Source organism: Paraburkholderia sp. EB58, from assembly GCF_050436665.1.
Taxonomy (GTDB): domain Bacteria; phylum Pseudomonadota; class Gammaproteobacteria; order Burkholderiales; family Burkholderiaceae; genus Paraburkholderia.
Map to the genome: position 1 here is coordinate 37,326 of NZ_JBNDMQ010000014.1, position 17,262 is coordinate 54,587.

The 17,262-nt window shown below is 61.7% G+C and carries 15 protein-coding genes; 8 read left to right on the forward strand and 7 right to left on the reverse strand.

Going from position 1 to position 17,262, the window contains the following annotated elements; all coding sequences use genetic code 11:
- The first annotated feature begins 108 nt into the window (after positions 1-108).
- On the forward strand, positions 109-1,023 hold the full coding sequence (locus tag P3T40_RS21110) for a LysR family transcriptional regulator (protein ID WP_429269672.1): 915 nt from the start codon (positions 109-111) through the stop codon (positions 1,021-1,023).
- Positions 1,024-1,053: 30 nt separating this feature from the next.
- Here P3T40_RS21110 and P3T40_RS21115 read toward each other — a convergent pair whose 3' ends face one another.
- The 5 genes from P3T40_RS21115 to P3T40_RS21135 all read right to left on the reverse strand — a co-directional run bounded on the left by P3T40_RS21115 (position 1,054) and on the right by P3T40_RS21135 (position 5,962).
- Positions 1,054-1,722 carry a response regulator gene (locus P3T40_RS21115; protein ID WP_429269673.1) on the reverse strand — a complete coding sequence of 223 codons (669 nt, stop codon included), beginning with the start codon at positions 1,720-1,722 and terminating at the stop codon, positions 1,054-1,056.
- 51 nt (positions 1,723-1,773) lie between these two features.
- Positions 1,774-2,856, reverse strand: a complete 1,083-nt coding sequence (locus P3T40_RS21120) for a DUF3300 domain-containing protein (RefSeq protein WP_429269674.1) — start codon at positions 2,854-2,856, stop codon at positions 1,774-1,776.
- A gap of 125 nt (positions 2,857-2,981) precedes the next feature.
- Positions 2,982-3,920 carry an SMP-30/gluconolactonase/LRE family protein gene (locus P3T40_RS21125; RefSeq protein WP_429269675.1) on the reverse strand — a complete coding sequence of 313 codons (939 nt, stop codon included), beginning with the start codon at positions 3,918-3,920 and terminating at the stop codon, positions 2,982-2,984.
- A gap of 75 nt (positions 3,921-3,995) precedes the next feature.
- Entirely contained in the window at positions 3,996-4,928 is a 933-nt protein-coding gene (locus P3T40_RS21130) for a dihydrodipicolinate synthase family protein (protein WP_429269676.1), read from the reverse strand.
- Positions 4,929-4,963: 35 nt separating this feature from the next.
- Positions 4,964-5,962: a 2-hydroxyacid dehydrogenase gene (locus P3T40_RS21135; RefSeq protein WP_429269677.1), complete on the reverse strand. Its 999-nt coding sequence runs from the start codon at positions 5,960-5,962 to the stop codon at positions 4,964-4,966.
- Between the two features lie 139 nt (positions 5,963-6,101).
- Between P3T40_RS21135 and P3T40_RS21140 the strand changes: the two genes are divergently transcribed.
- From P3T40_RS21140 to P3T40_RS21170, 7 genes are all read left to right on the forward strand, one after another.
- Complete coding sequence (locus P3T40_RS21140; RefSeq protein WP_429269678.1) at positions 6,102-7,850, forward strand: IlvD/Edd family dehydratase; 1,749 nt, start codon at positions 6,102-6,104, stop codon at positions 7,848-7,850.
- Between the two features lie 154 nt (positions 7,851-8,004).
- Complete coding sequence (locus P3T40_RS21145; protein ID WP_429269819.1) at positions 8,005-8,682, forward strand: GntR family transcriptional regulator; 678 nt, start codon at positions 8,005-8,007, stop codon at positions 8,680-8,682.
- Entirely contained in the window at positions 8,679-9,485 is an 807-nt protein-coding gene (locus tag P3T40_RS21150; protein ID WP_429269679.1) for an NAD-dependent epimerase/dehydratase family protein, read from the forward strand. Before P3T40_RS21145 ends, P3T40_RS21150 begins: the two co-directional genes overlap by 4 nt.
- A complete protein-coding gene (locus P3T40_RS21155; protein WP_429269680.1) occupies positions 9,430-10,638 on the forward strand; it encodes a LacI family DNA-binding transcriptional regulator in 1,209 nt (402 codons plus the stop codon). The genes P3T40_RS21150 and P3T40_RS21155 overlap by 56 nt, the downstream gene beginning before the upstream one ends.
- Before the next feature lie 427 nt (positions 10,639-11,065).
- Complete coding sequence (locus P3T40_RS21160; protein ID WP_429269681.1) at positions 11,066-12,613, forward strand: UxaA family hydrolase; 1,548 nt, start codon at positions 11,066-11,068, stop codon at positions 12,611-12,613.
- Between the two features lie 100 nt (positions 12,614-12,713).
- Positions 12,714-14,021, forward strand: coding sequence for an MFS transporter (locus P3T40_RS21165; RefSeq protein WP_429269682.1), 1,308 nt, complete (start codon positions 12,714-12,716; stop codon positions 14,019-14,021).
- A 74-nt stretch (positions 14,022-14,095) separates the two neighbouring features.
- Positions 14,096-15,388, forward strand: coding sequence for an MFS transporter (locus P3T40_RS21170; RefSeq protein ID WP_429269683.1), 1,293 nt, complete (start codon positions 14,096-14,098; stop codon positions 15,386-15,388).
- 83 nt (positions 15,389-15,471) lie between these two features.
- Here the strand turns inward: P3T40_RS21170 and P3T40_RS21175 are convergent, their stop codons facing one another.
- Together P3T40_RS21175 and frc are read right to left on the reverse strand one after the other, a co-directional pair.
- Positions 15,472-15,903 (reverse strand): PAS domain-containing protein, encoded by a 432-nt coding sequence (locus P3T40_RS21175; RefSeq protein WP_429269684.1) that lies wholly within the window; start codon positions 15,901-15,903, stop codon positions 15,472-15,474.
- 104 nt (positions 15,904-16,007) lie between these two features.
- Positions 16,008-17,258, reverse strand: coding sequence for a formyl-CoA transferase (frc, locus tag P3T40_RS21180; RefSeq protein ID WP_429269685.1), 1,251 nt, complete (start codon positions 17,256-17,258; stop codon positions 16,008-16,010).
- Between the last annotated feature and the right edge of the window lie 4 nt (positions 17,259-17,262).

Here is a 17,262-nt window from a genome sequence, read left to right on the forward strand (position 1 = left end):
CAAAACAACGGTTCCGAGGCTCAGGAACAGTGGGCGATTGAAGTGTAATCTGCAAGTTGATCTATATAATGCAGATGTATTTAACCTATTCTTAAGCTAGATTTATCAATGAGCGCGGTCTCGGATCTCGAGTTTTTTGTGGGACTCGTACGGCACGGCAGCCTTTCGGCGCTCGCGCGGGAGATGGGCGTGACGCCGCCCGCAGTCAGTGCGCGGCTGGCGCAGATGGAACGGCGCCTCGGCGTGAGGCTGCTGAACCGGACCACGCGCCGCCTAAGCATGACCCACGAAGGCGAGCAGTACCTCGCAACAGGTTCGGGTCTGTTGTCGCAATTACAGGAACTCGATCGCACGATCTCCAGCAGCCGCGCGACGCCGAAGGGACTGTTGCGCGTGAATGCGACGTTCGGGTTCGGGCGGCGCTACGTGGCACATGCGATCGCGGCATTTCACCGCCGTTATCCGGACGTGGACGTTCAGCTGGAACTGACCGACCGGCCGCTGAATCTTCTCGAGACTTCGTACGACGTGTGCATCCGCTTTGGCGCTATTCCCGATTCGAACCTGATCGCGCGCCGCGTCGCGCACAACCAGCGGATCGTGTGTGCGTCGCCCATCTACCTTCGGCAGCACGGCGAACCGGCGACGCCGCGGGAACTGCAACAGCATCGCTGCATCGTGTTGCGCGAAAACGAGACCGCGTATGGCACCTGGCATTTCAGCAAGGGAAACCGTCATGAGACCGTCAAGGTGCACAGCGAACTGAGCAGTAACGACGGCGAGGTGACACTCGTGTGGGGCCTCGACGGTCAGGGCATCCTGACGCGCTCTGAATGGGATGCCAACCCGTATCTGGAATCGGGGCGTCTGAAGCGGCTGCTGCCGGACTGGACGCTGCCGTCGGCGGACATCTGTGCGGTTTATCCGCAGCGTTTGCACCTCTCCGCGAAGGTGACGGCGTTTGTCGATTTTCTCGAGCAGTTCCTTGACGAGGGGCGAGCATGGACAGCAGCGGGTCAGTGAGGTCACAACCCGGCCCGATCAAGCCTTGCGTCATATTCCATTGAACTTCTCTACAACATAGCCAATGCCGCGGACTGTCCTGATCAACTCCGCGCCAAGCTTCTTGCGCAGGTTGGAAACGTGCACTTCGATCGTGTTACTTTCAATTTCCTGTTGCCAACCATACACGCTCTCCTCAAGGCGCGATTTCGACTGAGGGACTCCCTGATGCGAAAGCAACTGTAGAAGCAATGCCCACTCGCGGGCTGTCACCGGCACCCGTATGCCACTTCGCAGGACCGTCTGTGCCGTGGGATCGACAGCAATATCGCGGTACTGGATGACCTCGACACTTCGCCCTTGTGACCTGCGCAACAGCGCGCGACAGCGGGCTACCAGTTCGGAAAGGTCGAAGGGCTTGCCGAGATAGTCATCAGCGCCTGCCTCCAGCAGCCCCACACGATCGGTTACTTCGTCTCTCGCGGTCAGCACGAGGACCGGTACATCATTGCCGGAATGCCGCAGCCACTTCAGGAGTTCCATGCCTGAAAGCTTGGGTAGTCCGAGATCGAGGATGACCAGGGCGTAGTTCGTAGTGGACAGGGCGAGATGTGCTTCCTGGCCGTCACGTGCCCAGTCAACCGTGAACACCGCCTGACGAAGTCCTGCCTCGACACCACTGCCAATCGGATAGTAGTCTTCAACCAACAGAATACGCATAAAGAGGGAACTGCCGAAATGTTGCGTTAGCCAGCTGTGGAGTTGAGCGGTCTAACCTCGGCCGCCCCCGCCATGGCCGCCTGCGCTCCCTGCGCTCATATGTCCCATCCCGGCGTGTCCCATCGCGCCGAAGCCCGGACGCCCACCGCCGAACGCTGCGCGACCGAAGCCTTCACGGCCCATACCGCCGAACTGACTGAATCCGACGCCCGGAACCGTACGCGGTCCGACGAATCCCCGCGGCTGCATCGCAGACAAATGCGTGGCCGCCGCGCCGTACATGCCGTGCATGTCGTAAGCCCCGTGAGAACCATTGAAATCTTCGTGGCTATTCAGGAAGTGATCGGTGTCGAGGCGACTGCGGTCATGCCACACATACTGGCCGCCGTTGAACCACACCGCACGATGATGCCAGTCGGGCCTCCAGTGATGCCAGCCCCATCCGTAGCCGCCGAAGTATCCCAGGTCGAATCCAACGCCGAACACAATCCCCGGCCCATCAAGGTAGAGGTCCGGATCGGGATACCAGCCAGGCCAGAGCGCCACTGGCGCGCCGTACACGAGCGACGGATCGTATTCGGGCACGTACACCATCCCCGGATCGGCTGGCAGGATGCTGATCGATCCATCATCGGTCGTTACCGTTTGCTGTTGGTTGGCTTGCAGGTTACCCGCTGTGCTGGCTCGCTGCCGCATCGTCTGGATGGCCGCCATCACCTGCTGCGGCTGGCTCCGGTAGGCATCGCCAAGCGATGATGTCCAGACCACGTTCTGATCCATGTCCTCGAGCACGGCGGGAAATCCGGTGAGCGCCTTGACGCTGGCATCCCAGACCTGCTGATCGACTTGAGCGGCGAGTTCGCCCCCCTGCAGTTCGGCATGCGACTCCATCCAGCGGTCTGCCGCGACGACTTCGGCAATATGAGTGGCTCCCGCGAGAATCTGTGCGACCAGAGCGTCCGGATACAGCGCGATGGGTGCGACAAGTTGCTGCAGTTCGGCAGGCGTGCGCTGGATGCTGGCGGACGGCGGGGGCACTGCCGGATTATTCTGATCGGCGAACGCATGGCCCGCCATCCCGAAGGCGATGGATGACAACACAACTAATGAGAAAAACCGTTTCATCAACTTCATGGCATCTGTTCCAGGCTTGCAATCCGATACACCTACTATAGGCAAGCGGGGTGTCTGGAAACTGGCCCGTTGATGACGTTTTCTTCATGTTGCGGTGAGATCCGGTTCGATGCGTTCGTGACGCGTCATCCACCGACGGCGCCCTGCGTGTTGACATGCACCGCATAGATCGATTGCGACGCCGCCATGAAAAGCCGGTTGCGGGCACGGCCGCCAAAACACAGATTGGCACAACGCTCGGGCAGTGCGATGCGGCCGATCATCTTGCCTTCCGCCGAAATGATCATGACGCCGTCCAGTTCGTCGTTTCCCATGCCCCAGCCGCACCAGAGATTGCCGTCGACGTCGGCGCGCATCCCGTCGATCGTGCCCACGCCTGCGTTGAAGAAAACCCGTCCGGTGCCGATGCTGCGGCCATCCGGCTGCATTTCGTAGACGTGGATCAAGCGTTCGGGCACGGCACGCGATTCGATGATGTACAAGAGCCGCTCGTCTGGCGAAAAGCACAGTCCGTTGGGGCCCTTCAGATCTCGCGTGACAACCGAAGTCTCGCCGGTCGCACCGTCGATCCGGTAGACGGAGTGGGGCAGTTCCTGCTCGGCCTTGTTTCCTTCGTAGTGACCGGCAATGCCCATCGGCGGGTCAGTGAACCAGATCGAACCGTCTGACTTGACCACGACGTCGTTCGGCGAGTTCAGACGTTTGCCATCATACGAATCCATCAGTACGGTGATGCTGCCGTCGTACTCGGTACGCGTGACGCGCCGGCCGTGTTCGCAGGTAATAAGGCGTCCCTGGCGATCACGGGTGTTGCCGTTGGCAAAGTTGGACGGTTTTCGAAATACGCTGACGACTCCGGTCTCTTCCTCCCACTTCAGCATCTGATTGTTGGGGATGTCGCTCCATAGCAGGTAGCGGCCATCCCCGAACCATACTGGGCCTTCGGTCCAGCGATAGCCGGTTGCAAGACGCTCGACCGCCGAGAAAGCGACACGGTATTTATCGAACGCTGGATCCAGCGAAATGACGCGCGGGTCGGGATAGCGTTCAGCCTGCTGCCACATGGGGTATGTCTCCGATTGAGGGGTGGTTTCTCGAAGGTGGATCTTTGCGGGCTGACCGCGCCCGTTGCTTGAGCACTAAGCCAGAGCCGCCTCGATTCCCGGCATCGCGAAGCCGGCTTGCGTCAGGGCTTCTTCGAGGGTGGCACGTTGCTCACTATTGAGCGCCACCAGCGGCGGCCTGACCGTTCCCCAGTCGCCGTCGTGCGAATAGATGCCGATCGCCGACTTCAGGGCGGGAATCATGGGAAAGCGTGCGAATACGGCCCGGATGTTGTCGAGCGCCTGCTGGCGAGCATCAGCATCGGCGGACTGCCAGTTCCGGTACAGGTCGACGATCGCGGCGGGGTTCACATTGCCGGTCGCCGTAATGCAACCCGCGCTGCCGGCCCGCAGCGTCGCGAGCAGGAAGGTTTCGCTACCGGCGAACACATCGAAGCCTTGGGGCTGGAAACGTTCGAGCATCGCTTGCGTGTGACTCCAGTCTCCGGAACTGTCTTTCACACCGGCGATGATGCCCGGATAAGCCTTGAGCAGACGCTCGATCAGAGCAAGCCCGAGAGGTACCTGGGATACCTGAGGGATGTGATAAACGTAGATGCGCAATGCGTCCGAGCCGACTCGTTCGATGATTTCAGCGTAGCTGCGAAACAGGCCTTCGTCGCTTACGCCCTTGTAGTAGAAGGGCGGCAGCATCAGGACATGGCGGCAGCCCGAGGCCACGGCATGCCGCGTCAATTCGACCGTATCGGTCAGCGCCACGCAACCGGTACCCGGCATGAGCCGGTCGACCGGCAGCCCCGCGGTCACGAGTGTATCGAGCAGGCGCTTTTTTTCGTCAACGGACAGCGAATTTGCTTCGGAGTTCGTACCGAATACAGCGAGGCCCACGTCCTGTTCGATAAGCCAGCGACAGTGGCGCACAAAGCGTTCGTGGTCGGGCTGCAGGTTACGGGTGAATGGCGTGACGACAGGCGAATAGACGCCGCGGGGCCGGTTGACTGCATTCATCGGAAGGTCCTCCTGAACAGGTCGGGCGCGCGTTGTCAGACCGCGCGTTGTTGAGGCTGCGGGCGCAATTCGAGCGCCGCAGGGTTGACGCAAGTCGCTGAGAAGCGGCCTTCGAGTGCGTCTAGAAGATTCAGCGCGGCACGGCGGGCCATGGCTTCGCGCGTCTGAGCGGTGGCCGAACCGATGTGCGGAGCGAGTACCACGTTCGGTAGCGCGAGCAGGGGCGAACTGGATGGAAGGGGTTCGCGCTCGAATACGTCGAGACCGGCGCCCAGGATGCGGCCCTCGCGCAACGCGTCGATCAGCGCGGCTTCGTCAAGCACCTGACCGCGCCCGCCGTTGATGAGAATCGCGCTGGGCTTCATCAAGCGCAGCTCTGCGGCGCCGATCAGCTTGTTGGTGGCGTCGGAAAGCGGCACCAGCAGGCAGACGAAATCAGCTTCGGCCAACAGGTCCGGCAGCGCACGCCAGCGCGCACCGAACGCTTCTTCCGCAGCCGGATTGCGCGAGCGGTTCGAATACAGCACGTTCATTCCGAAGCCGTGCGCCGCGCGTCGCGCCACTGCGCTGCCAATGCGGCCCAGACCGACGATGCCGAGCATCTTGTGATGCACGTCGACCCCGAACTGCGCCGGCCCAGAGGAAGCCTGCCACTCGCCTCGCCGCGTCGAGGCATCCAGTTCCGCGATCCGGCGTGCCGCTGCGAGGATCAACGCGAAGACGAGGTCGGCGGTCGTCTCGGTGACTTCATCGGGGGTATTGCACAGGACGATGCCGCGGCGCGTGAGGTCGGCGACATCGAAATCGTCATATCCCGCCGAGATCGTCGACACGGCCTCAAGCGTGGGCGCGGTGTCGAGCAATTCATTGGTCAACTTCAGCTTGTTGCCTATCGCGCCGTGCGCGCCGGCCAATGCATCCATGAACGCGGCACGCTCGGTATCGGCGTCAGCGGTGGTGACGTCGAACTGGGCTTCGAGAATCTGGAGAGCGGAGGTAGGTAGCTTGCGGTAGGCGACAACGCGTTTTTTCATCGGAACATCCAGTAGAAGAGAAGCAGAAGCGGCTGCGCGCCATATTTCCCGTCTTTGAGAAAGCGCTTACTTGCGCTCTACTATATGTCTCGATAGAATCATCGTCAACATTATCGATAATCTTTCCGAGGACACGGCGATGACAGATACGTTCGATGACGGCCAGCCGCGCGGTTTGCGCCAAGGGCTGACCAACTACGGGGACGAGGGCTTTTCGCTGTTCCTGCGCAAGGCGTTTATCAAGGGCGCCGGCTACACAGACGACGCGCTCTCGCGGCCGATCGTCGCCATCGCCAATACGGGCAGCGCGTATAACCCGTGCCATGGCAATGCGCCGCAGCTCGTTGAAGCCATCAAGCGGGGCGTGATGCTGGCGGGCGGCCTGCCGGTCGAATTCCCGACCATTTCGATCGCGGAAAGCTTCTCGCATCCGACCAGCATGTATTTGCGCAACCTGATGTCCATGGACACCGAGGAGATGATCCGTGCGCAGCCGATGGACGCGGTGGTGCTGATCGGCGGCTGCGACAAGACGGTGCCGGCGCAACTGATGGGCGCCGCGTCCGCCGGCGTTCCCGCCATCCAGCTCGTGACCGGCGCGATGCTGACCGGCTCGCATCGCGGCGAGCGCGTGGGCGCGTGCACCGATTGCCGCCGTTTCTGGGCGAGCTTTCGCGGCGACCAGATCGACGCGGCCGAAATCGATGCGGTGAACAATCAACTGGTGGCGACGGTCGGCACCTGTTCCGTGATGGGCACGGCGAGCACGATGGCGTGCATCGCCGAAGCCATGGGCATCATGCTGCCGGGCGGCGCGTCGCCACCGGCGGTGAGCGCCGACCGTATCCGCATTGCCGAACGCACGGGCGCCCAGGCGGTGGCGATGATCGGTGCAAAGCTGACGCCGGCAAAAATCCTGACGCCGAAGGCAATCGAAAACGCGTTGCGCGTGTTGCTGGCAATCGGCGGCTCGACCAACGGCATCATCCATCTGACCGCGATCGCCGGGCGGCTCGGCATCAAGATCGATCTCGATGCGCTCGACCGGATGGCGCGCGAAACGCCCGTGCTGGTCGATCTGAAGCCGTCGGGGCAGCACTATATGGAGGATCTGCATCGCGCGGGCGGACTCACAACCGTGATGCGCGAAATGAAGAACCTGCTGCATCTCGACGCGCTGACGGTCACCGGTCGCACGCTCGGCGAAGAGCTCGACGCGGCACCGTCGAGCTTCCCACAGGAGGTCGTGAGACCCTTCAGCCAGCCGATCTTTCCGCAAGGCGGCATTGCCGTACTGCATGGCAATCTGGCGCCGGGCGGCGCAATCATCAAGCAGTCCGCAGCGAATCCTCAATTGATGGAGCACGAAGGCCGCGCCGTCGTGTTCGAGGACGCGGCAGACCTCGCGGGGCGCATCGACGATCCGGAGCTTGAAGTCGAGGCGCACGACGTGCTCGTCCTCAAGAAGATCGGGCCGGTCGGTGCGCCGGGCATGCCTGAGGCAGGCTATATCCCGATCCCGCGCAAGCTCGGGCGGCAGGGCGTAAAAGACATGGTGCGCATCTCCGACGGCCGCATGAGCGGGACGGCAGCCGGTACGATCGTGCTGCACGTGACGCCGGAGTCGGCGATCGGCGGCCCGCTTGCGATCGTCCGCACGGGCGACCGGATTCGCCTGAGCGTGGCGAAGCGCTCGATCGAGCTGCTGGTCAGCGACGACGAAATTGCCGCACGTCTGGCAGCATTGCCGCCGCGCGAAGCCGAGCCCGATGCGCGCGGTTATCGAAAGTTGTTCTTGACGACGATCACGCAAGCCGACGAAGGCTGCGATTTCGACTTCCTGAAGGCGACCAAAACCGTCGCCACCGTGCCAGGGAACAAGCCCTGATGCGCAGCAGGCCAGTGTGCGACGCGCGATTTGCGCTACGCTCTGCCGTTTCTGCACTTTGGTGGAGTCTTCCGGTATGAGCAGTGCTGTCACTTCGAAACGCCCTGCGGACGCGAGCGGCCCGGTGCTGCGCGACCGCAATACCGATGAAACGATGCGGCGTGTCGCGGATCAGCTCGAAGAGCAGATCGTGCTCGGCCTGTTGCATCCGCGGGAACGGCTCGTCGAAGACGATCTGTGCGAGCGCTTCAACCTGAAGCGGCACGTTGCGCGCCAGGTGCTGGCCGAGCTCGAACGTCGCGGTCTGGTGGAACGGCGCAGGCATTTTGGCGCGCTGGTGAAGTCGTTCACCCTGCGCGAAGTCACCGAGTTGTACGCCTTGCGGGAATTGCTGGAGACCGATGCGGCGAGCCGGATCGCCTTTCCCGTCGACGCCGTCAAGCTGGCCGAGCTCGAAGGGATCCAGGCCCAGCATGACGATGCCGCACGCGCCAGCGACCTGCGCCGCGTGTTCCGCCTGAACATGGCGTTTCATCGAACGTTTTTCGTATTGTCAGGCAGCCAGGTGCTGGTCGATGCGATCCACGAGTACGAACGGCGCACGCACGCGATCCGTTCCGTCTCGATCGTATTTCCGCAGTACCTGGAGAAGGCCCGCGCCGAACATCATCAGATGATCGACGCTTTGCGGCGCGGCGATCGCGACAGTCTGATCGCGCTGTGCCGCGCCCATCTCGTGCCGTCGCGCGACGCATATCTCAACGCGCATCACCAGCGCTCGATCGCGGCCGCGGCGTTCGCCTCATCAGCATCGAATGGAGTCATCGAATGAAACGGGTTTTGATTACCGGCGCGGCCGGCCATATCGGCCGGACGCTGCGCGCCGGATTGCGCGGGCAGTACCAGTTGCGCCTCGCCGACATCGCGCCGCAAGCCGAAGCAGGCGAGGGCGAAGAAATCGTCACCGCTGACATTACGCGGCTCGAGGATCTGTTGCCAGTGATGCAAGGTGTCGATGTGGTCGTGCATCTCGCCGGCATTCCCGATGAGGACCGCTGGGAAAAGATCCGCGACATGAACATCGAAGGTTGCTACAACGTCTTCGAAGCCGCGCGGCAGGCCGGCGTCAAACGCGTGGTGTTCGCGAGCTCGAATCACGCGGTGGGATTTCATCGGCGCGACCGGCTGATCGACAATTCCGTCGCGCCCCGGCCGGATAGCCGCTACGGCGTATCGAAGGTATTCGGCGAAGCGCTCGGACGGATGTACGCGGATAAGCATGGCATGTCGGTCGCATGCATGCGGATCGGCTCGTTCCGTCCCGACGACAAGCCGACGGCGCCGCGGCACCTCTTCACGTGGGTCAGCCATCGCGACATGGTGCAACTGACGAAGCGCTGTATCGATCACCCCGATTACCACTTCGTGGTCGTGTACGGCGTTTCGGGCAATACGCGCAACCGTTGGGACAATGCCGACGTGCGACAGCTGGGTTATGTGCCGGAGGACGACGCGGAGCGGTATGCCGCTCAGATCGCCGCCACGGGGCAGACTGAGGACGCGCGTGAGGCGCTCTTTCATGGCGGCTTTGGCTGTCTCGTGGAGTTCGACGGGAGCCCTGAACGCATCGACTAGGCTACCGCCCACGCCCGGTGGTGGCCATTCCCCAATTGGCCGCGTTATAGTACGCGGAATAGGGAGGGTGCGATGGTGCGCGCCTCGACACCGGGCAGGGTGCAAGTTGACCATAGAAACAAAGAAAAGAGCTCAGCGTCGCAAATCGAATTCGATTTCCGTGGCGGATGTTGCGCGCGCGGCAGGGGTCTCTACCGCGACGGTTTCGCGCGTGTTAAACGGCAACGCAACGGTCGCTGCCGAGCTTCAGAACCGCGTGCGCGACATCGCGCATCAACTCGGCTACACGCCGCACGCCGCGGCGCGCGCGCTGGCATCGCAGCGCTCAAAGACCATCGGCGCGGTGATCCCATCGCTGGAAAACCAGAACTTCGCGATCGGCGTGTTCGCACTGCAAAAGCGCATCGGGGAAGCCGGCTATACGTTGTTGCTCGGATGCTCGTATTACGATCAGGAAGACGAACTCAAGCAGGTGCGCGCCCTGATCGCGGACGGCATCGCCGGCTTGATGCTCGTCGGCCGTAGCCACTCGCCGGCGCTCTACGAACTGATCGAAAAGGAACAGATTCCGCTCGTCAACGGCTGGACCGTCGATCACGACCATCCGTATGTCGGTTTCGACAATGTTGCGGTCGGGCGGCGCCTCGCCGAATATCTGCTCGATCTGGGGCACACCCGCTTCGGCATGATTACGCAAATGACGCAGCACAGCGATCGTGCGGCTGATCGCATCATCGGCGTGCGCGCGGCGCTACAGTCACGCGGGCTTCAGTTACGCCACGAGCATCTGATCGAAATGCCGCACAAGATCATTGAAGGGCAGATGGCGATGAAGGCGCTGATGAACGGCCCCGAGCGTCCAACGGCCGTGATCTGCGGCACCGATCTGTTGGCAATCGGTGCGCTGGCGGAAGCACGCGACGCGGGTATCGACGTGCCGGGCGAGCTGTCGATCGCGGGCATCAACGACATTGAATTTTCCAGCTTCACTTCGCCGCCGCTCACGACCATGCGCCTCGCCGCCGATGAAATCGGCGCGCGCAGCGCTGAGTATCTGCTCGCGCGGATCGAAGGGCGGCCCGTCAGTTCACAATACATCGTGCCAACCGACCTGATCGTACGCGGTACGACGGCGCGTCCTCGCAACCGCTAGGAGCTGGTACGCGCCGGCAACGATTGCCGGCGCGCGTACCTCTCGCGCAGCACGCGCCTCCTTCAGTCGATCGCCATCCCACGCCTGACACTCATTTCCCAGGCATGACGCCATCGGGTTCGTCATCGCCTATACCCCAACGCATCACCCATTGACGTCGAGATCGGCGCGTATTGCGCCGTTCGGTCGAGCCGGCCCCTCTTCGGGTACCGGCGTGTCCGCCCTATGTGGGGCGGCGCGTTGGACGGTGTAATGAAAATGAGTAAGCGCTTTCTATTGAATTGGTGAGAGAAGTGCCATAAGATGGCTTAAATATGTGGGATCCAAGTGGTAGGGCGTGCATTGCAGTGGCTTTGAAAGAAAGCGGTTACTCGAATCGGACCTTTTTCGACGCTCGAGTGCAAAAATTTTTGGAAGGCAATGTCTGATGATTGAGACGATGAGCAAAAACGTAAGCGGGCCGGTGATCCGTCTGCATCCCGCCGACAACGTGGTCATTGCGCGCATCGACGTAGCAATCGGTACGCCGGTTCCAGCGGAAGATTTTGTTTGTCGCAGTCAGGTGAGCGCAGGCTACAAGATCGCAGCGAGGCCCATAAAAAAGGGCGAGCCGGTTCGAAAATACAACGTGGTGATCGGTTTCGCCGCCACGGATATTGCGCCGGGCACGATGGTGCATAGCCATAACGTCGAGTTCCGCGAGTTCGACCGGGACTACGCATTTGGCGCGGACTACCAACCGGTGGAGATGATTCCGGAAGCTGAGCGCGCCACGTTCCAGGGCATCGTGCGGGACAACGGCGAGGTTGCCACGCGCAACTACATCGGTGTGTTGTCGACAGTCAATTGCTCGGCCACGGTCGCACACAAGATCGCCGAATGGTTCACGCCGGAACGGCTGGCCGACTACCCGAACGTGGACGGGGTGGTCGCGTTCACCCATTCGATCGGTTGCGGCATGGAGATGAGCGGCGAGCCGATGGCGCTGCTGCGCCGAACCATGGCGGGGTACGCGCGCCATCCCAATCTTGCCGCGGCGTTGATTGTCGGGCTGGGATGCGAGCGCAATCAACTGGCCGGACTGATGGATCAGGAAGGCCTGAAGGTCGATTCGCGGCTACACACCTTCATCATGCAGGAGAACGGCGGCACCCGTCGCACGATCGAGGCCGGCGTGGCCGCGGTCAAGGCGCTGCTGCCCGACGCCAATCGTGTGAAGCGCACGACAGCTCCGGCGAGCCACCTGAAGATCGGCCTGCAATGCGGCGGCTCGGACGGCTTTTCGTCGATCACCGCCAATCCTTCGCTCGGCGCGGCGATGGACTTGCTGGTCCGTCATGGCGGCACGGCCATCCTCTCCGAAACACCCGAAATCTACGGCGTGGAACATACGCTTACGCGCCGCGCCGTCAGCCGCGAAATCGGTGAAAAGCTGGTTGAGCGGATCCGCTGGTGGAAAGACGAGTATTCGGTCGGCCGGGACGTTCAGATCAACGGCCAGGTGAGCCCCGGCAATCAGGTGGGCGGACTCGCGAACATCTTCGAAAAGTCGATTGGGTCTGCGATGAAAGGCGGCACTGGGCCGCTGATGGAAGTGTATCGATACGCCGAGCCGGTGAAGCAATCGGGCCTCGTTTTCATGGACACACCCGGCTTCGACCCGGTCTCAGCGACCGGTCAGATTGCCGGCGGCGCGAATCTGATTGCCTTCACCACAGGCCGCGGTTCGATGTTCGGCGCCAAGCCCGTGCCATCGCTGAAGCTCGCTACTAATACGCCGATGTACAACCGGCTCACCGAAGACATGGATCTGAACTGCGGTGGGATTCTGGATGGCGTTGCATCGATCCGGAGCACGGGTCAGCGAATTTTCGACGCTATTCTTGCCGCCGCGTCGGGTGAGCGCACAAAGAGCGAAATGCTAGGGCTGGGCGACCACGAATTCGTACCGTGGCAGATCGGCATCATGAGCTGAGCGCGCAGCGGCTCAGCGCATCCGAGGGCGAACGGCTATTTACACCCATAAGTAAAACCGCCGCCCCGTAGTCAGTCTGACAAAAATGTGGAGACAGCCCTTGAGTACCCAAACACCGGCGATACGAATACCCGACAGCGCGGCAAGCAACTCGATTTACACGCGAGTGGTATGGCGCTTCATGCCCTTGCTGTTCGTCTGCTATGTGGTGGCGTATCTGGATCGGGTCAACGTGGGCTTCGCCAAGCTCCAGATGCTCAGCGACCTGAACTTCAGCGAAGCGATGTACGGCTTCGGCGCCGGCATCTTTTTTGTTGGGTACTTCTTCTTCGAGGTGCCGAGCAACTTGCTGCTGCACAGGCTCGGCGCGCGACGCTGGATCGCCCGGATCATGCTCACGTGGGCGGTGCTTTCGGCCGCGACCGCATGGGTCACCACGCCTGCGATGTTCTACGTATTGCGCTTCTTTCTGGGCGTGGCCGAAGCGGGATTTTTCCCGGGGCTGGTGCTGTATCTGACCTATTGGTTTCCAGCACACCGGCGCGGCAAGATGGTCGCTTTCCTGATGGCGGGCAATCCGGTGGCGGGGATTGTCGGCGGCCCGATATCCGGTTTCATCATGCAGCGTCTGGCGGGGAACGCAGGGCTTGCCGGCTGGCAGTGGCTGTTCATTCTGGAAGCGGTCCCCGCGCTGATTTTGGCAGCCGTCATCTTCTGGTTCCTCGACGACCGGGTGAAGGACGCAAAGTGGCTGCCGGCTCAGGACCGCGACCTCATTGCAGCGGAAATCGACGCGGAAGCGCGCACCAAAAGCCACGGTTCCGTGCGTGAGGTCTTCACGTCGCTCAAGGTCTGGACTTTGTGCGCGATTCTCTTCGGTATCGTGATGGGCTCTTACGCGGTTGGCTTCTGGCAACCGACCATCATCAAGGGTTCGGGCATCACGGACGCTTTCACCATCGGGCTGCTCACGGTCGTGCCTTATCTTGCCGCCCTGATCACGATGATCGTAGTCGGCCGCCATGCTGACCGCACGCGTGAACGCCGCTGGCACGTCGTGTTGCCCCAGTGCGTGGCGGCAGCGGGTTTCGTGTTGTGCGCGTATGCGGGCAACGATACGTATATCGCGTTGCTTGGCCTGACGCTTGCCGCTTCGGGTGTGATTACCGCCTTACCCATGTTCTGGGCATTGCCCACGTCTTTTCTCGGCGGCACCGGTGCGGCCGCCGGCATTGCATTGATCAATGCGACGGGCAATCTCGCGGGCTTCGTCAGCCCTACGGTTGTCGGGTGGCTGAAGACGGTCACGCATTCACTTGATTCGAGCCTGTTCCTGATTGCGGCATCGCTGATCGTGTCTGCAGGTCTCATCTTGACGCAGCTTCCCGCCAGACTCGTCAACAATTAGACCCGCCGCATCACTCGTTCGAACTACAAAATAATAAAAAATCGACATCCTTACTTACATGGAAGAGAGACAACATGAAGATCGGAAAGTATCGCTACGTTGTCGCCTTGCTGCTGTTTATCGCGGGTGCGATCAACTATATGGACCGCGCGGCGCTGGGGGTGGTGGCACCTATCATCAACAAGCAGTTAGGTCTGTCGCCGTCGCAACTCGGCGTGGTGTTCAGCAGTTTCTTCTTCGGCTATTCCATTTTTGCATTCGTGGGCGGGCAGCTCGCCGACAAGTACGGACCACGCCGGGTTTTTTCCTGGGCGATGGGGACGTGGTCCATTCTCTGCGGGCTGACCGCAGCCGCGAGCGGATTCGGCACGCTGCTCGTTTCCCGGGCGCTGTTCGGTTTCGGCGAAGGCCCAATGAATTCGACGACCAACCGGACCATCACCAACTGGTTTCCCCGGGATGAAACAGCGACCATGGTCGGCTTTACGTTTTCGGGCCAGACGGTAGGCAGTGCGATCGCGGGGCCAGTGGTCGGACTGATTGCCATCGCTTACGGCTGGCGCACGTCGTTTGTGATCATCGCGGCGCTCGGGCTGGTGTGGATCGTCGCATGGCGCATATTCGCGACCGACAAGCCGGCGCAAAGCGCGCGGGTCGGCGCGGCCGAACGCGAAATGGTCGAAGCGAGTCGCGGCGCGGCGCACCCGGCAGAGGGCGGCGACGAAAGCACACCGTTGCGCAGCTACCTGTTTCGTCCGAGCACACTCGCGCTTGGCGTCGGCCTGTTCGCGGTGAACTACACGTTGTTCGTATTCATCTCGTGGATGCCGAGCTATTTCACCAACGCGCTGCATCTGGACATGGCACACATGAGCATCCTTAGCGCAGTGCCATGGGCATGCGGCGGGATCGGCTACTTCGGCGGAGGGCTCGTCGCCGACGCGTGTTTCAAGCGCATGAGCAACAAGCTGCTGGCGCGCAAGCTCTCGGCTACTGTGCCGCTCGCGCTATCCGGTCTCGCCTTGCTCGGTGTTAGCGTGGTCGATTCGGTGATGCCCGCAGTACTGCTGGTAGCGTTCGCCGTGCTGTTCCTGACGGCTTCGTCGCAAGCTTGCTGGTCCACCATGCACGAGCTTGTGCCAGGCAGGCATCTGGGTGGCGTAAGCGGCTTTGTTCACCTGATAAGCAATATTTCCGGCATCGTCGGTCCGTTCATGATGGGTGTCGCGGTCCAGTATTTTGGCGGCTACAGCAGCGGCTTCGTGCTCGGCGCGGCGGTCGATCTGGTCGGCGTGCTGGCCATGCTGCTGGTCATCGGCCGGCGAAGGGTAGGCGAGGCAGGGGAGACGCAGACCACCGTCGCATAGGCGGTTCGTTCCTGTCCGTTCCGTTCCGTTTGGGCGTAGGCTGTCCTGACTGGCTGGTTAGCTGAACTTCCCTGTGTGGCCGCTCACGCGCCTGCGGCCGCTTCCAGTTCCGCAAGACGTTTGCGCAGCAAACGATCCTCCTGGAAGCGGCTGGTTTCGTCGCGGATCACTGCGACGATGCCGGTGAGTTCGTTCTGCGGCGAATGCAGCAACGCAACCGTAAAGGCAATCGACAGTGCCCGCCCGTCCTTGTGCGCGGCGGGGACACGCAGCACGTCGTTGCCATAACGGGTTTCGCCCGTTGCCATGGTCTTGTGATAGCCGTCCCAATGGCGGCCGCGCAAACGTTCCGGAATGATCAGGTCCAATGAGTTTCCCAGCGCCTCGCTTTGCGTAAAGCCGAACATGCGTTCGGCCGCGGGGTTCCACAGTGTGATGCTGCCGCCGGCATCGGACATGATGACCGCGTCGCCGATGACGTTGACGAGTTGCTGAAAGTCGATGGCTGTTTGCATGGCGCTCCCCGCATGTAAAAGCGCTGATCCTTGAATCGGATACGGCGCCGGCAGGGGCGCCGTATCTGCTGGCCCGATCGTACAAACAGGCCTGCCTGGCGCCGTCAAACCGCTTTGACTTCGCGCAGGTTAAAGATATCTTGCCTGCTGTAGCCAAGGCTCGCCAGTACTTCGTCGGTGTGTTCACCGAGCAACGGCGACGCGGTGACTTCCGGCTTCATATCCGAGAACTTTATCGGACTGCCAACCGTCAGATACGAGCCGCGTTTCTTGTGCGGCACTTCGACGATTGTGCCGCTCGCGCGCAACGAGGGATCGTTGGCGAGTTCCTTCATCGTCAGCACCGGCGCGCACGGAATGTCGAACTTGCGCAAGATGTCGACCGCTTCGAACTTGGTCTTGTCGGCGAGCCAGGCTTCGATGGTGCCGAAGATCTCGAAGATATGCGGTTGACGTGCCTCGGCAGTCTTGTAGGCGGGGTCATCGATCCATTCGGGTTTGCCGAGTGCCTTGCAGATCGGCTCCCATGCATGGCCCTGGATCGTGAAGTATATGTACGCGTTCGGATCCGTTTCCCAGCCCTTGCACTTGAGCACCCAGCCCGGCTGACCCCCGCCGCCCGCGTTGCCGCCACGCGGCACGACATCGCTGAATTCGCCGTGCGGATACTGCGGATATTCCTCGAGATAGCCCACGCGCTCCAGCCGCTGCTGGTCCCGAAGCTTCACGCGGCACAGGTTCAGCACGCTGTCCTGCATCGACACGGCGACCTTCTGGCCTTTGCCGGTTTTGTCGCGCCCCAGCAGCGCGGTCAGAATGCCGATGGCGAGATGCATGCCGGTATTGCTGTCGCCGAGCGCCGCGGCGCTGATAGTCGGCGGACCGTCCCAGAAGCCGGTAGTGGATGCTGCGCCGCCTGCGCACTGCGCGACGTTTTCGTAGACCTTCAGGTCGTCGTAGTGATGGCCGTCGCTGAAGCCCTTCACCGAGGCGACGATCATCTTCGGATTGAGTTCGTTCAGGCGTTCCCACGAAAAGCCCATCCGGTCCAACGCGCCCGGGCCAAAATTTTCGACCAGCACGTCTGATTCGCGAATCAGTCTTTCGAGTACTTCTTTGCCTTCGGGCTTTTTCGTGTCCAACGTCAGCGACTTCTTGTTGCTGTTGAGCATCGTGAAGTACAGCGCGTCGGCGTCGGGGATGTCGCGCAACTGGTTGCGCGTCACGTCACCCGAACCGGGTCGTTCAACCTTGATGACGTCGGCGCCGAACCAGGCGAGCAACTGGGTGCACGCAGGGCCAGCCTGAACATGGGTGAAGTCGATGATCTTGATGCCTTCGAGAGGTTTGGTCACTTTG

Coding starts and splice junctions, on each gene's coding strand:
- P3T40_RS21125 (WP_429269675.1), bottom strand. CDS start 3,920: ATGTGGCAGCAGGCTGAACGCTATCCCGACCCGCGCGTCATTTCGCTG.
- P3T40_RS21120 (WP_429269674.1), bottom strand. CDS start 2,856: ATGAAGTTGATGAAACGGTTTTTCTCATTAGTTGTGTTGTCATCCATC.
- P3T40_RS21160 (WP_429269681.1), top strand. CDS start 11,066: ATGATTGAGACGATGAGCAAAAACGTAAGCGGGCCGGTGATCCGTCTG.
- P3T40_RS21110 (WP_429269672.1), top strand. CDS start 109: ATGAGCGCGGTCTCGGATCTCGAGTTTTTTGTGGGACTCGTACGGCAC.
- P3T40_RS21135 (WP_429269677.1), bottom strand. CDS start 5,962: ATGAAAAAACGCGTTGTCGCCTACCGCAAGCTACCTACCTCCGCTCTC.
- P3T40_RS21115 (WP_429269673.1), bottom strand. CDS start 1,722: ATGCGTATTCTGTTGGTTGAAGACTACTATCCGATTGGCAGTGGTGTC.
- P3T40_RS21130 (WP_429269676.1), bottom strand. CDS start 4,928: ATGAATGCAGTCAACCGGCCCCGCGGCGTCTATTCGCCTGTCGTCACG.
- P3T40_RS21145 (WP_429269819.1), top strand. CDS start 8,005: ATGCGGCGTGTCGCGGATCAGCTCGAAGAGCAGATCGTGCTCGGCCTG.
- P3T40_RS21155 (WP_429269680.1), top strand. CDS start 9,430: ATGGCGGCTTTGGCTGTCTCGTGGAGTTCGACGGGAGCCCTGAACGCA.
- P3T40_RS21140 (WP_429269678.1), top strand. CDS start 6,102: ATGACAGATACGTTCGATGACGGCCAGCCGCGCGGTTTGCGCCAAGGG.
- P3T40_RS21170 (WP_429269683.1), top strand. CDS start 14,096: ATGAAGATCGGAAAGTATCGCTACGTTGTCGCCTTGCTGCTGTTTATC.
- P3T40_RS21175 (WP_429269684.1), bottom strand. CDS start 15,903: ATGCAAACAGCCATCGACTTTCAGCAACTCGTCAACGTCATCGGCGAC.
- P3T40_RS21150 (WP_429269679.1), top strand. CDS start 8,679: ATGAAACGGGTTTTGATTACCGGCGCGGCCGGCCATATCGGCCGGACG.